The 13,361-nt window shown below is 71.9% G+C and carries 16 protein-coding genes; 4 read left to right on the forward strand and 12 right to left on the reverse strand.

All coding sequences use genetic code 11. From position 1 onward, the window contains the following. The first annotated feature begins 16 nt into the window (after positions 1 to 16). The 4 genes from glmS (at position 17) to tsaE (ending at position 3,999) form a co-directional block, all read left to right on the forward strand. A complete protein-coding gene (gene glmS / locus AC1DDU_RS10565) occupies positions 17 to 1,867 on the forward strand; it encodes a glutamine--fructose-6-phosphate transaminase (isomerizing) (RefSeq protein ID WP_477433830.1) in 1,851 nt (616 codons plus the stop codon). 100 nt (positions 1,868 to 1,967) lie between these two features. After that, positions 1,968 to 2,348, forward strand: coding sequence for a holo-ACP synthase (locus AC1DDU_RS10570; protein WP_477433832.1), 381 nt, complete (start codon positions 1,968 to 1,970; stop codon positions 2,346 to 2,348). Continuing rightward, positions 2,345 to 3,469 carry an alanine racemase gene (alr, locus tag AC1DDU_RS10575; RefSeq protein WP_477433834.1) on the forward strand — a complete coding sequence of 375 codons (1,125 nt, stop codon included), beginning with the start codon at positions 2,345 to 2,347 and terminating at the stop codon, positions 3,467 to 3,469. The genes AC1DDU_RS10570 and alr overlap by 4 nt, the downstream gene beginning before the upstream one ends. Further along, positions 3,466 to 3,999: a tRNA (adenosine(37)-N6)-threonylcarbamoyltransferase complex ATPase subunit type 1 TsaE gene (tsaE, locus tag AC1DDU_RS10580; protein ID WP_477433836.1), complete on the forward strand. Its 534-nt coding sequence runs from the start codon at positions 3,466 to 3,468 to the stop codon at positions 3,997 to 3,999. The genes alr and tsaE overlap by 4 nt, the downstream gene beginning before the upstream one ends. Here tsaE and csrA read toward each other — a convergent pair. The 12 genes from csrA to AC1DDU_RS10640 form a co-directional block, all read right to left on the reverse strand. Beyond that, positions 3,996 to 4,244 (reverse strand): carbon storage regulator CsrA, encoded by a 249-nt coding sequence (csrA, locus tag AC1DDU_RS10585; protein ID WP_477433838.1) that lies wholly within the window; start codon positions 4,242 to 4,244, stop codon positions 3,996 to 3,998. The genes tsaE and csrA overlap by 4 nt on opposite strands. A 9-nt stretch (positions 4,245 to 4,253) precedes the next feature. After that, entirely contained in the window at positions 4,254 to 6,320 is a 2,067-nt protein-coding gene (locus AC1DDU_RS10590) for a flagellar biosynthesis protein FlhA (protein WP_477433840.1), read from the reverse strand. Continuing rightward, positions 6,317 to 7,408: an EscU/YscU/HrcU family type III secretion system export apparatus switch protein gene (locus AC1DDU_RS10595; RefSeq protein WP_477433842.1), complete on the reverse strand. Its 1,092-nt coding sequence runs from the start codon at positions 7,406 to 7,408 to the stop codon at positions 6,317 to 6,319. Before AC1DDU_RS10595 ends, AC1DDU_RS10590 begins: the two co-directional genes overlap by 4 nt. Further along, positions 7,405 to 8,166 (reverse strand): flagellar biosynthetic protein FliR, encoded by a 762-nt coding sequence (locus AC1DDU_RS10600; protein ID WP_477433844.1) that lies wholly within the window; start codon positions 8,164 to 8,166, stop codon positions 7,405 to 7,407. The genes AC1DDU_RS10595 and AC1DDU_RS10600 overlap by 4 nt, the downstream gene beginning before the upstream one ends. Position 8,167: 1 nt before the next feature. After that, positions 8,168 to 8,443, reverse strand: a complete 276-nt coding sequence (gene fliQ / locus AC1DDU_RS10605; RefSeq protein ID WP_477433846.1) for a flagellar biosynthesis protein FliQ — start codon at positions 8,441 to 8,443, stop codon at positions 8,168 to 8,170. Further along, positions 8,440 to 9,282, reverse strand: a complete 843-nt coding sequence (gene fliP / locus AC1DDU_RS10610; protein ID WP_477433848.1) for a flagellar type III secretion system pore protein FliP — start codon at positions 9,280 to 9,282, stop codon at positions 8,440 to 8,442. Before fliP ends, fliQ begins: the two co-directional genes overlap by 4 nt. After that, positions 9,279 to 9,704 carry a flagellar biosynthetic protein FliO gene (locus AC1DDU_RS10615; RefSeq protein ID WP_477433850.1) on the reverse strand — a complete coding sequence of 142 codons (426 nt, stop codon included), beginning with the start codon at positions 9,702 to 9,704 and terminating at the stop codon, positions 9,279 to 9,281. Before AC1DDU_RS10615 ends, fliP begins: the two co-directional genes overlap by 4 nt. 49 nt (positions 9,705 to 9,753) lie before the next feature. Continuing rightward, positions 9,754 to 10,416 (reverse strand): FliM/FliN family flagellar motor switch protein, encoded by a 663-nt coding sequence (locus tag AC1DDU_RS10620; RefSeq protein ID WP_477433851.1) that lies wholly within the window; start codon positions 10,414 to 10,416, stop codon positions 9,754 to 9,756. Then, positions 10,413 to 11,342, reverse strand: coding sequence for a flagellar motor switch protein FliM (locus tag AC1DDU_RS10625; RefSeq protein ID WP_477433853.1), 930 nt, complete (start codon positions 11,340 to 11,342; stop codon positions 10,413 to 10,415). The genes AC1DDU_RS10620 and AC1DDU_RS10625 overlap by 4 nt, the downstream gene beginning before the upstream one ends. 70 nt (positions 11,343 to 11,412) lie before the next feature. Continuing rightward, the gene (locus AC1DDU_RS10630; RefSeq protein ID WP_477433855.1) at positions 11,413 to 12,219 is read right to left on the reverse strand and encodes an OmpA/MotB family protein; all 807 of its coding nucleotides are present in this window, start codon (positions 12,217 to 12,219) and stop codon (positions 11,413 to 11,415) included. After that, on the reverse strand, positions 12,216 to 13,049 hold the full coding sequence (locus tag AC1DDU_RS10635; RefSeq protein WP_477433857.1) for a motility protein A: 834 nt from the start codon (positions 13,047 to 13,049) through the stop codon (positions 12,216 to 12,218). The genes AC1DDU_RS10630 and AC1DDU_RS10635 overlap by 4 nt, the downstream gene beginning before the upstream one ends. Beyond that, positions 13,049 to 13,273: a flagellar FlbD family protein gene (locus tag AC1DDU_RS10640; protein WP_477433859.1), complete on the reverse strand. Its 225-nt coding sequence runs from the start codon at positions 13,271 to 13,273 to the stop codon at positions 13,049 to 13,051. Before AC1DDU_RS10640 ends, AC1DDU_RS10635 begins: the two co-directional genes overlap by 1 nt. Positions 13,274 to 13,361: the final 88 nt, after the last annotated feature.

Here is a 13,361-nt window from a genome sequence, read left to right on the forward strand (position 1 = left end):
GCCTAGCATGGACGCCATGTGTGGAATCGTCGGATACGTGGGCCCGCGCCAGAGCCAGGCCGTCCTGATCTCCGGGCTGTCACGGCTCGAGTACCGCGGGTACGACTCCGCCGGCATCGCCGTGATCGACGCGGACGGCGACCTCGGCATGCGCAAGCGCGCCGGCAAGCTGCAGGTGCTGCGCGACGACCTCGCCGCCCGCCCGCTCGCCGACGGCACCACCGGCATCGGGCACACCCGCTGGGCCACCCACGGCGGCCCCACGGACGGGAACGCCCACCCGCACCTCGCCGACGACGACAAGCTGGCCGTCATCCACAACGGCATCATCGAGAACTTCTCCGAGCTGAAGGACGAGCTGCTCGCCGACGGCTTCACGTTCCGCAGCGAGACCGACACGGAGGTCGCCGCGGTGCTGCTGGGCCGCGAGTACCGCCGCTCGGGCGACCTCACCACGGCGTTCCGCGCCGTCGTCTCCCGCCTCGAGGGCGCCTTCACGCTGCTGGCGATGCACCAGGATCAGCCGGGCCTCGTCGTGGGCGCGCGGCGCAACTCGCCGCTGGTGATCGGGCTGGGCGAAGGTGAGAACTTCCTCGGCTCGGATGTCGCCGCCTTCGTCGAGCACACCCGCCACGCCCTCGCGATCGGCCAGGACCAGATCGTCGCGATCACGCCCGAGGCGGTCACCGTGACCGACTTCCACGGCAACGCGGTCGAGGTCGAGCCGTTCGAGGTGACGTGGGATGCCGCGGCCGCCGAGAAGGGCGGCTGGTCGTCGTTCATGGCCAAGGAGATCTCCGAGGAGCCCGAGGCCGTCGCCAACACGCTGCGCGGACGCGTCCGCGACGGCGAGGTCGTCATCCCCGAGCTCGACGGCCTGGACGAGCTGTTCCTCGGCATCTCGCGCATCATCGTGATCGCATGCGGCACGGCCGCGTACGCCGGCCAGGTCGGCAAGTACGCGATCGAGCAGTGGACCCGCGTCCCGGTCGACGTCGAGCTCGCCCACGAGTTCCGCTACCGCGACCCGGTGATCGGCCCCGACACGCTCGTGGTCTCGATCAGCCAGTCCGGCGAGACGATGGACACCCTGATGGCCGTCAAGTACGCGCGCGAGCACGGCGCGAAGACGCTGTCGGTCTGCAACACGCAGGGGGCGACCATCCCGCGCGAGTCGGACGCCATCGTCTACACGCACGCGGGGCCGGAGGTGGCCGTCGCGTCGACGAAGGCCTTCGTCGCACAGATCACGGCGCTCTACCTCATGGGGCTGCACATCGGCCGGGTCCGCGGCGCGGTGTCCGCGACCGATGCCGCCGACCACGTCCGCGAGCTCGAGGCCGTGCCCGGCAAGATCGCGCAGATCCTCGAGCGCGAGCAGCCCCGCATCGAGCAGATCGCGGGCTGGATGGCCGACACCCGCTCGGTGCTGTTCCTCGGACGCCACGTCGGCTATCCCATCGCGATGGAGGGGGCGCTCAAGCTCAAGGAGCTCGCCTACATCCACGCGGAGGGCTTCGCGGCCGGCGAGCTCAAGCACGGCCCGATCGCGCTCATCGAGCCCGGCCAGCCGGTGTTCGTCGTCGTCCCCTCCCCGCGCAGGTCGGCCGAGATGCACAAGAAGGTCATCTCGAGCATCGAGGAGATCCGCGCCCGCGGCGCCCGCGTCATCGCGATCGCGGAGGAGGGCGACGCGGCGGTGCTGCCCAAGGCCGACGAGGTGCTGCGCATCCCGCTCGCGGGGCCGTTCTTCGAGCCGCTGCTGGCCGTCGTGCCGCTGCACATCTTCGCGATGGGCCTGGCCACCGCCAAGGGCCTCGACGTCGACCAGCCGCGCAACCTCGCCAAGTCCGTCACGGTCGAGTAGCCGCCGCGCGGCCCGCGGCGGGCTCGCCCGGAGGAGCGGGTGCGCGGCGGCGCCGGGTAGTCTGGCGGATGCCGCGTCCGCGGCGCGGCAGGAGGTTCCCGTGATCGTCGGCATCGGCGTCGACCTCGTCGACATCCCTCGGTTCGAGCGGACGATCGAGCGCACGCCGCGGCTGATCGAGCGGCTGTTCTCGGAGCGGGAACGCATTCTCAAGCCGCATTCCCTCGCTGCGCGCTATGCCGCGAAAGAGGCGCTCATCAAGGCGCTCGGCGGCTCGGACGGCGTGCATTGGACCGAGATCGAGGTCGCGTCGGAGGCATCCGGCCGCCCGCTGTTCCTGCTGTCCGGGTCGACGGCCGCCGTCGTCGCGGCGCGCGGGATCACCGCCGTGCACCTGTCGATGTCGCATGACGCCGGGTTGGCCACGGCGTACGTCATCGCCGAAGCCGCCGCCCCCGCCCACCTGGAGGACCCCGCATGACCCGACTGCCCGCCGGAACGCTGCGCGAGGCGACCGTCGACGTCGGCGCCATCGAAGACAACGTGCGGCACCTGCGCCGGCTCACCCAGTCGGAGGTCATCGCGGTGGTGAAGGCCGACGGATACGGCCACGGCGCGGTGCGCTCGGCGCGGGCGGCGCTCGCGGGCGGCGCGACCCGCATCGGCGTCTCCGACATCACCGAGGCGCTGGCGCTGCGCCGCGCCGGGATCGACGCGCCGCTGTTCGCGTGGCTGCACGCGCCGGGCGCCGACTTCTCCGCGGCCGCCGCGAGCGGTGTGGAGCTCGGGGTGTCGACCTTCGACCAGCTGCAGCGGGCGGCGGCCGCGGCATCCGCTGATCGCCCCGTCACGGTGCACCTGAAGCTCGAGACGGGGCTCTCGCGCAACGGCATCGCGCCCGAGGACTACCGCGTCGTGTTCGCCGAGGCCGCGCGCCTGGAACGGATCGGACGCCTCCGCGTGGTCGCGCTCTTCAGCCACCTCTCCAACACCTCGGCCGAGGACGACCGCGCCGCGCTGCGGGCGTTCGAGGAGGGCGTCGGCGTCGCCGCCACGCTCGGGCTGGCGCCGCCGCTGCGGCACATCGCGGCGACGCACGCCGCGATCGACCTGCCGGAGTCGCGCCTGGGCTGCGTGCGCATCGGCATCGGCCTGTACGGCCTGTCGCCTTTCGCCGGCCGTACGTCGGCCGACCTGGGCCTGCGTCCGGCGATGACCCTGCACGGTGCGGTCGCCGCAGTGCGGCGCGTCCCCGCAGGCAAGGGCGTGTCGTACGGCTACGACTACCGCACGGATCGCGACACGACGCTGGCGCTCGTGCCCCTCGGCTACGCCGACGGCGTGCCGCGGCAGGCGTCGGGGTCGGGGCCGGTGGTGATCGGCGGGAAGCGCTTCACCGTCGCGGGGCGCATCGCGATGGACCAGTTCGTCGTCGACGTGGGAGACACGCCGGTGGCGGTAGGCGATGAGGCGGTGCTGTTCGGCGACCCGACCCTGGGTGCGCCGTCGGCGGCCGACTGGGCGGATGCCGCCGGCACCATCGACTACGAGATCATCACGCGCGTCGGACCCCGCGTGCCGCGTCGCGAGGTGTCGGAATGAGCGAGGTCGCGCCGCGGGGGATCGACGCGCTGGTCGGAGTCCGTGAGATCGCCTCGCCGGGCGAGATGGAGGTACTCGGCGCCGAGATGGGACGGATGCTGCGCCCCGGCGACCTGATCGTCCTCACCGGTCCGCTGGGCGCGGGCAAGACCACGCTCACCCGCGGCATCGGCGCAGGCCTCGGGGTGCGGGGACCGATCCAGAGCCCCACCTTCGTGCTCGCCCGCACCCACCCGTCGCTCGTGGGCGGTGCACCGCTCGTGCACGTCGATGCGTATCGGCTGGGTTCGGCCGCCGAGCTCGACGACCTCGACATCGATCTCGACGGCTCGGTGGTGATCGTGGAGTGGGGCCGCGGCATGATCGAGGGCCTTCGCGACGTGTGGTGGGAGGTCGAGCTCGAACGTGAGTGGCACGGTCACGGCGTCGACGACGCCTGCGGCACGGTCGCCCACGAGGCGGAACTGGATGCCGACACCCCGCGCCGGGTCACGATCTCGCGCCGGACGGCGGGCGACGGCGCCGCCTAGTCCTGCGCGGTGCTGCGGCGCCGCACGACGGCGTCGAGGATCGTCTGCTCGGCGTCGGCGCCCGCATCGGCCGCGGACGCGTTCTCGCTGCCGACCGCCTCGAGGATCTCGGCGCGCTGGATCCGCGTCTCTCGGGGCGCCCGGATGCCGATGCGCACGCTGTCGCCCTTGATGTCGAGGAGCGTGACCTCGATCTCGCCGCCGATGAGCACGCTCTCGCCCACCTTACGCGTCAGCACCAGCATCGGATCAGCCTACTGGGCCGGGACGACGTCGGACGCCGGAGCGAGCGCGCTCGCCGCATCCCGGACGACGCCGACCGTCTCGATCGTCAGCGATGCGGCGGTGGCCTCGGTGTACGAGAGGACCGGCACCCCGTCGGTCTGGGCGGCGACCATCCGCCGCACCGCAGGGCGCAGCGGGGGCGCGCACACGAGCACGGGTTCGCTGCCGTCGCCGGCGGCGGCGAGCGCCTGCGCGACCGACGCGATCACCGCCTCCAGTCGTTCCGGCTCGAAGACGATCTGGGTGCCGTCGGGTCCGGTGCGCAGGCTCTCGAGCATGGTCTGCTCCAGGAGCGGGTTGAGCATCACGACCCGGAGGACGCCGCCCTCGGCGAACCTCGCGGCCACGGCGGGCCCCAGGGCCCCGCGGGCGGCCTCGATGAGGCCCTCCGGCTCGGTGGAGGCCTTGGCGCGCAGGGCGAGCGCCTCGTAGATGCGGGCGAGGTCGTTGATGGGGATGCGCTCGGCGAGCAGCCCCTGAAGCACCTGCTGGATCTCAGCGAGCGAGAGCAGGGTCGGGGTGAGCTCCTCGACGGAGGACGGGGAGACGCGTTTGAGTGCGTCGGTCAGCTGCCGCACGTCCTCCCGGCTGAGCAGGCGCGCCGCGCCGTTGTGGATCACGCTCGACAGGTGCGTGATGATCACACTGCCGCGGTCGATGACCGTCGCGCCGGCGAGCTCCGCGCTGTGGCGCATCTCGAGCGGGATCCACTTCCCCTCCAGGCCGAACACGGGGTCGTGCGCGGCGGTGCCGGGAAGCGCGTCCAGTCCCTGTCCGAGCGCGAGCAGGGCTCCCGACGGGGCGGTGCCGCGGCCCGCCTCTACGCCCGCGATGCGGATCACGTAGGACGAGGAGGCGAGCTCGACGCTGTCGCGGGTGCGCACCGGGGGCACGACGATCCCGAGGTCCAGGGCGATCCGGCGCCGCAGCGCCTTCACACGGGCGAGCAGGTCGTCGGGACCGCCGGTGACGAGGTCGACGATGTCGGGCGCGAGCAGGATCTCCAGTGTGTGGACCCGCATCTGCTCGATGAGCTCCTCCGGCTGCTCGGATGCCGCGGGCGCCGGCGCCTGCGCCTCGGCGGCGGCCGCCGCACGGGCCTGGCTGACCTTCACACGCTGCGCGGCGAACATCAGGAGGGCGCCGATGGTGACGAACGGGAGCACCGGCATCCCGGGGACCAGCGCCATCACCACCGCCGCGCATCCCGCGATAGCGAGGGCGTTGCGCGACTGGCCCAGCTGCGCCGACGCCGCGGTGCCCATCTCGGCCTCGGCGTTGGAGCGGGTCACGATCATGCCCGTCGACACCGCCATCAGCAGGGCCGGGATCTGGGTCACCAGTCCGTCGCCGATGGTCAGCAGGCTGTACGTGCCGACGGCTTCGTCGATCGACATGCCGTGCTCGGTGAGACCGATCGCGATGCCGCCGACCAGGTTGATGATGATGATGACCAGGCCCGCGATGGCATCGCCCTTGACGAACTTCGACGCGCCGTCCATCGCGCCGTAGAAGTCGGCCTCTGCGGCGACCTCGGCCCGGCGCTGGCGGGCTTCGGCATCCGTGATGAGCCCGGCGTTCAGGTCGGCGTCGATCGCCATCTGCTTGCCGGGCATGGCGTCCAGCGTGAAGCGGGCACCCACTTCGGCCACGCGTTCGGCGCCCTTCGTGACGACGACGAACTGGATCACCACGAGGATGAGGAACACCACCGCACCGATGATCAGCGACCCGCCGACCGCGATCGCGCCGAAGGCCTCGATCACCTGGCCGGCGTACGCCTCGCCCAGTACCAGGCGGGTCGAGGCGACGTTGAGGCCCAGGCGGAACAGCGTGGCCACGAGCAGCAGCGACGGGAACACCGAGAAGTCCAGCGGCTTCTTCACAAACATCGTGGTCAGCAGGATGACCAGCGCGAACATGATGTTGAGGATGATGAGCGTGTCCAGCAGGCCCGCCGGCACGGGGACGACGAGCAGCAGGATGATGCCCACGACGCCGACGGGCACCGCGAGCTTGCGCATGAGGTCATTCATGTGTTCCTCCTCGGGGGAAGGGAGTGGATGCCGCGCGCGGCGCCGCGCGCCCGCAGCGACGAGACGAACACGAGCACGTGCGCGATCGCGGTGTACAGGTCCTCGGGGATCTCCTGGCCGAGCTCGCACGCGGCGTGCACGGCACGGGCGAGCGGGATGTCGCGCACCATCGGCACGCCCGCCTCGACCGCCTTCTCGCGGATGCGGTCGGCGACGACCCCGCTGCCCTTGGCGACCACGCGCGGCGCCGACTTGCCGACGTCGTACCGCAGCGCGACGGCGACGTGCGTCGGATTCACCAGCACCACGTCGGAGCCCGCGACCGCCGCGATCATGCGGTTGCGACTCATCGCGAACTGCCGCGACCGGCGCTGCTGGCGGATGAGGGGGTCGCCCTCGGAGCTCTTGCTCTCGTCGCGCACCTCGCGCTTGGTCATGCGGGTGTGCTTGGTGTTCCGTCGCATGACGACGAACACGTCGATCACGGCCAGCGCGAGCCCGACGGCGATCGCGGCCTGCAGCACCGCCGCGACGGCATCCGCCGCGATCGCGAGCAGCCGGGCGAGGGAGTGCGCACCGCTCGCGGAGAGCACCGGCACCAGACCGCTGATGACCAGCCACAGCGCGCCGACGATGGCGGCCGTCTTCAGCAGGGCCTTGGCGCCCTCCCACAGTGCCCGCACACCGAAGATCCTGCGCAGCCCGGCGACGATGTCGAACTGGTCGAACCGCGCGGTGAGCCCTCGCAGGTGGACGCCGCCTTGGACCACGGCGCCGAGCATGGTCACCAGCGCGACGACGACCAGCATCGGGCCGAGCGTCGGCAGCACGGACGCGAGCCCCCGCTGGAGCGTCTCGATGGCGGTCGCCGGCGTCGGGTCCTCCGTGACCGCGGTCACCGCCAGCAGCTGCTCGGTGCCGGCCATCGCGCCGGCGGCCACCACCCCCTGCAGGGTGAGGGCGGCCGCGCCGATGCCCAGCCATGCCGTGAGGTCCTGGCTGCGCGACAGCCGGCCCTTCTTGCGCGCTTCGCGCAGCCGGCGGTCTGTCGCGCGCTCGGTCCGCTCCCCGCTGTCGGCATCGCTCACGGCATCACCCCCTGCAGCAGCCGCAGTGCGTCGGAGGTCAGCGCGTCCACGATCCCGGGAAGCCCGATGTAGACGACCCCGGCGAGGATCAGCGTCAGCAGGATCTTCACGGGGAAGCCCATCGCGAAGGCGTTGAGGGCGGGCGCGACGCGGGTCACGAGACCGAGTCCCAGGTCGGCGAGGAACAGCACGAGCACGAGCGGGCCGGCGATCTGCACCGCCGCGAGCACCATCTGAGACACCGCGAAGAGGATGACCTGCACCGGATCGACCAGACCCATGGCGCCGTCCACCGGCACGGCGTCGAAGCTGCGCGCGAGTCCCGCCACGATCAGCTGGTAGCCGCCCGACGCGAACAGCAGCGCCAGGGCGGTCATGTGGAAGAGGCGCGTGAACTGCGCGCCGTTGACCAGGGCGTACGGGTCGAACGCCTGCGCGAGCTGGAACCCGCCGAAGATGTCGATGAGGCCGCCCGCCGCCTGCACGGCGGAGAAGCACACCATCACCAGGAACCCGAGGAGCGCACCGGTGACCAGCTGCAGCACGAGCGCCCCGAGGAACGCACCGGTCGGCAGCGGCTCGTAGCCGGGGGCGACCGCCCCGCTCATCGAGAGCGAGATGCCGATCGCGAGCATCGCCTTCACGCGCGCGGGGATCGCCCCATACGAGAACGGCGGGGCGATGAAGATGAACGCCGTCACGCGCACGGCCACGAGCATCGTCGCCTCGAGCCATGCGAAGTCGACGGGGATGTTCACGTCAGCCTCCGCTCAGCAGCTGGGGGATGCGCGCGAACATCTCGTTGGTGAAGGCGACGGCTTCCGAGATCATCCAGTTCCCCGCGATGAGCAGGGCGATCCCCACGGCCACGATCTTCGGGACGAACGAGAGGGTGACCTCCTGCACCTGGGTGATCGACTGGAGCAGCGACACCGCGAAGCCGACCACGAGCGCGGTCACCAGCACCGGCGCGGCCAGCTTCGCGGCCAGCAGGAGCCCCTGCGTGCCGATGTCGATGACGGCCTCGGGTGTCATCCCGCACCTCCGTAGCTCTCCAGCAGCGAACGCACGATGAGTCCCCACCCGTCCACGAGGATGAACAGCAGGATCTTGAACGGGAGCGAGATCATGACCGGGGGCAGCATCATCATGCCCATCGACATCAGTGCCGCAGCCACCACCAGGTCGATCACGAGGAACGGCACGAAGATGACGAAGCCGATGATGAACGCGGCCCGCAGCTCCGAGATCATGAAGGCCGGGATCAGCGTGTACATCGGGACGCTCTGCGGGTCCTCGGGGTTGGGGAGTCCCGCGACCCGGGTCATCAGCGCGAGATCCTCCTCGCGCGTATAGTGCAGCATCCACTCCCGCAGTGGAACCTGCGCCACATCGATCGCCTGCGCGAAGGTCAAGGTGCCGTCGATGTACGGCTGCACGGCGAGCGTGTTGATGTCCACGAGCACCGGCCACATGATGAACAGCGACAGGAACAGCGCGAGCCCCGCCAGCACCGGGTTCGGCGGGATCGTGGGCAGCGACAGCGCGTTGCGGGTCATCGCGAGCACCACGAAGATCTTCGTGAACGACGACATCATGAGCAGGAGCGCCGGTGCGACCGACAGCAGCGTGATGCCGAGCAGGACGAGGATCGACGCCGAGGGGGAGCCGTTGATCCCGTTGATGTCGATCGTCACGCCGGTGGGGGCCTCGGTCGGGGCGACGGGCGGCTGAGGGTCGTCGGGCGCGACCGGCGCCGCGTGCGCGGCGGCACCTCCGACGTGCAGCGAGAGGACCAGCACCGCGACGGCGACCGCGAGCAGCAGCATCCATCGCAGCGTGCGCCCGCGAGTCGCGGACGGCGTGGTCCTCATCGTGCGCGCCGGAGCGCTTCGGCGGTCTGCCGCCAGGTCTGTGCCGAGAGGATCGATCCGCGCAGCGGGTCGTTGCGCTGGCGCACGCGCAGCGGGTAGGGCTGCTCGAGGGTGTTCGCGTCGGATGCCGCGGCCAGGGCGTAGTCGAAACCCGCCACGCGGTCAGCGCGCGGCGGAGCGACCTCGGCCTCGACGGGGGTCTCGGCGTCGTCGACCCCGGCCCGCGCGGGGAGCCGGTCGACGACCTCCACGCGCTGCTCGGTCACGGCCAGCACATAGCGCGCGTCGTCGGTCTGCACGACGAACAGGTGCGCCTTGGAGCCGAGGCCCTGGCGACCGAGCACGGTGATGCCGTCGCCGTCCTTGCGGCGGGCGGGACGGCGCGAGAGGCGGCGATGCAGGTACCAGAACAGCCCGAGCACGGCCGCCAGCGAGACGGCGACGCGCAGCGCGAGCAGCAGATCGTCCAGTTCAGGCCTCGACGTTCTCGAGGATGCGTGTGATGCGCACCGCGTAGTCCTGATCGACGACGACGACCTCGCCGTGCCCGATGATGCGACCGTTGAGCTTGAGGTCGGCCGGGGCGCCCGCGGCCCGGTCCAGCTCGACGATGCGGCCGGGTTCGAGGTCGAGCACATCGCGCACCGCCATCCGGGTGCGTCCGATCTCGACGGTCAGCTCCATCTCGACCCCGGCGATGCGGTGCAGGCGGCGTGCCGGCGTCGGGGCGGCCGTGGCGGGTTCGCGGGTGATCCGCACCGCGAGCCGGCCGACCGTGCGCTCGGCGTCGTCGACCAGGTCGAACACCTGGGTGAGGGGATGGGCAAGGAGTGCGGATGCGTCGCCGACGATGGGCTCTCCGAGCACACCCGGGCCCAGTGCGACCGCGGCGGCGTCGAGCGCGTCGTGCAGGCGCGCCGGCAGCGCGACGTCGGCGAGGCCGTCCACGAGCGCGCCGGGATCGAAGAGCTGGACCGCGAGCTCCGCGCTCGCCTCCCCGACGTAGGTGACGACGACGGCGTCCCCGGTGTCGCCGGAGGCCTGCGACGCCCGTGCGACGACCGGCTCGGGGGTCGGCAGGCGTGCCGCGAAGGCGGCGGCGACCGCGGACTCGTAGGTGGTTGTGCTGGTCACGCGTACTCCTCGGCTGGGGGATCGGGAACGGTGGCGGTGACCACGCAGGCCAGACGCGCGCCGGCGGTGCCGGCGGCGGCGGTGCCCACGGGCTGATCCGAGATGACCAGGTCGAGCGGGCGGTCGACCGCGTGCGGGATCGTGAGGACGTCGCCCACCGCGAGGTCGAGCACCTCGCCGGGACGGACGGTGCGAGGGGCGAGCCGCAGCACCAGTTCCACCGGCGCCTCCTCCACCTGTCGCCGCATCAGGCCGGGCACGGCGACCGTGGGCGCGGCGCCGTCGGGCTCCAGCCGGTCGAGCACCATCGGCGCGGGCAGCACCACGCTCGCCGGGACCGTGCGCCCGCCCTGCCGCAGCGCCATCCGCGCGACGACGACGAGCTCGCCGGCGGCGGCCACCTGGGCGAACTGGGAGCTGAATTGGATGCCGGCCACCGACGCGCCGGCCGGGACGACCCCGCCCAGCGCGTGCGTCAGGTTCTCCAGCGCCTCGTCGGCCAGCGCGCGGATGAGCGCCTGCTCGAGCGGCGTGAGCACCCGGTCCTCGGCGGTGTCGGTCGGCCGCCCGCCGACCATCTGCACGATCCACGACGTCGCGGCGGAGAGGGGGAACTGGATGAGCACGCTGCCGGCCGTGTCGGGCAGCGCGCACACGATCATCGTCGTGGTCGCCGGCAGCGAGTCGGCGTACTCGTCGTAGGTCTGCATCGACACGGACTCGAGCGAGATCTGCGCCCGCCCGCGGATGCGCGACGACAGCTGGGCCGCCCACTGCCGCGCGAACGTCTCGAACGCGAGAGCGAGCATGCGCGCGTGCTCGCGTGAGAGGGCGGCGGGCCTGTCGAAGTCGTAGACCTCGACCTCGGCGGTCATCGAGCGCGCCCCGGAGGGCACGGAGACGTGCGCGCTGTCTTCGATCACCACGACTTCGACTATCGGGCGGTGAACGGCGCGCGTAAGGGGAGTGCCGGATCCGTCTTGCGGGACGGGTGGGTCAGGACGGGGGCGCCCCCGCGACATCGGGGAGCAGCCGGCGCACCTCCTCCGCGGCATCCGAGAGGATCACGATGTCGACGCGCCGGTTCTGGGCGAGGTCGGCTTCGCTGGAGCCCGCCGCGACAGGCCGGGTGTCGCCGTAGCCGACGGCCTTCACGTGGGAGCCGTCCAGACCCTGGGCCTCGACGAGGAATCGCAGCACCTGCGTGGACCGGCCGGCCGACAGCTCCCAGTTCGTCGGGAAGGGGGCTGCGGACGAGCGCTGGTCGGCGTGGCCCTCGACCGAGATCTCGTTCGGCGTCTGGACGAGCACGCCGCCGAGCGCATCGAGCACGGCGACCGCCTTGGCGCTGAGATCGGTGCTGTTGGTCGCGAAGAACGTCTCGGCGCTGACGAGCCCGACCGTCAGGCCGCGCGCGTCGATCGTGAAGGTCACGGTGTCTTCCAGGCCGCGCTCGGCCAGCGCCTGGCGCAGGCGCTCGCGGAGGGCCGAGAGGTCGTCGAACTCCGCCCGTGCGGCGGCGATCGCCGTCTCGGCGAAGCCGACGCCCTGCTCGTGGAGCAGCTCCGGCGGCACGACGACGCCATCGGAGACGTCCTTCGCCTCGGACGGCACCTGGCCGAACCCGGTCGCGAGCGAGGCGCTGAGCTGCTCGAACTTCTCCTGGTCGACGGTCGACATCGCGAACAGCACGATGAACATGCACATCAGCACGGTGACCATGTCGAGGTACGACGCCATCCAGCGTTCGTCGGGACCGCTGTGGCCGTCCTGCGGAACGCGTCGCCGGGTGCGGACGCTCACCGGACCGCCGCCGTCTCCTGCGGCTCGGTCTGCTCGGGTGCGGGGGTGCCGCCGCCGCGGCGGCCCCGTCGGTCGGAGGACGCCGGGCGGTCGGAGACCAGCGCGTTGAGTCGCTCGCGCACCAGCTGCGGCGGCGACCCGGCCTGGACCGCCAGCATCCCCTCCATGAGGAGGGTCATGCGCTCCACCTCGATCTCGCCGATGCGCTGCAGCCGGCCACCGATCGGCAGCCAGATGAAGTTCGCCGACAGCAGGCCCCACAGCGTGGCGACGAAGGCCGCGGCGATCAGCGGGCCGAGCGTGCTGGGGTCGTCGAGCTTCTCGAGCACGTGGGTGAGCGACACCACGGTGCCGATGATGCCCACCGTGGGGGCGAATCCGCCGAGGGTCATGTAGAAGCGCGACGAGGTGCGGCTGCGTGCCGCCGCGGAGGCGATCTCGTCCTCCATCACCAGGCGCAGGTCCTCGGCGTCGACGCCGTCGGCGATGCCCTGCAGCGCCTGCCGCAGGAACGGGTCGTCCTCGTCCGACACCGCCTGCTCGAGGGCCAGCAGCCCTTCGGCGCGCGCCTTCTCGGCGTACGCGACGACGGTGTCGATCATGGTGGCCGGGGTGCGCTTGTCTCCCGTGAACGCGCGCGGCAGGGCTTTGAGCGCGTGCTGGGCGTCGCGCAGCGTGCCGCTGGCGATGCCGACGGCGATCGTCGCGCCGAACACGAGCACCATGGGCGCGGGCAGCAGGAGGGCGTTCAGCGATGTGCCCTCGAGGCCGATCATGGCCAGGAGCGCGCCGAAGGCGAGGACGAGGCCGATGATGAGTGCCGGATCCATCATTCCCACCCTTCGTCGGGGTCGGGGCGCCAGGACGCCGCCGCCGCGAGGACCCGCGCGCGGAACCGCACGATGCGCTCGATCACCTCGTCCATCGACTCGGTCACGACGAAGGTGGCGCCGTCGATCATCGTGATCGTCGTGTCGGGCGCGGCTTGGATGCGCTCGACCAGGTCGGGATTCACCGCGAACCGGGTGCGGTTCAGACGCGTGACGACGATCATGGGCTCCATCCTGGAACTGTCGGCCTCGCACGAGGTGCGAGGGCCTGACGGCCCGTCCTGGACCGTCGTGGGGGACTGTCGGCACCCG

Source organism: Microbacterium sp. 05T445 (assembly GCF_056395865.1).

Bases quoted from the DNA above. Each gene is read 5' to 3' on its own strand.
- glmS (WP_477433830.1), top strand. From the start codon at position 17: ATGTGTGGAATCGTCGGATACGTGGGCCCGCGCCAGAGCCAGGCCGTC.
- alr (WP_477433834.1), top strand. From the start codon at position 2,345: ATGACCCGACTGCCCGCCGGAACGCTGCGCGAGGCGACCGTCGACGTC.
- tsaE (WP_477433836.1), top strand. From the start codon at position 3,466: ATGAGCGAGGTCGCGCCGCGGGGGATCGACGCGCTGGTCGGAGTCCGT.
- csrA (WP_477433838.1), bottom strand. From the start codon at position 4,244: ATGCTGGTGCTGACGCGTAAGGTGGGCGAGAGCGTGCTCATCGGCGGC.
- AC1DDU_RS10590 (WP_477433840.1), bottom strand. From the start codon at position 6,320: ATGAATGACCTCATGCGCAAGCTCGCGGTGCCCGTCGGCGTCGTGGGC.
- fliQ (WP_477433846.1), bottom strand. From the start codon at position 8,443: ATGACACCCGAGGCCGTCATCGACATCGGCACGCAGGGGCTCCTGCTG.
- fliP (WP_477433848.1), bottom strand. From the start codon at position 9,282: ATGAGGACCACGCCGTCCGCGACTCGCGGGCGCACGCTGCGATGGATG.
- AC1DDU_RS10635 (WP_477433857.1), bottom strand. From the start codon at position 13,049: ATGGATCCGGCACTCATCATCGGCCTCGTCCTCGCCTTCGGCGCGCTC.
- AC1DDU_RS10640 (WP_477433859.1), bottom strand. From the start codon at position 13,273: ATGATCGTCGTCACGCGTCTGAACCGCACCCGGTTCGCGGTGAATCCC.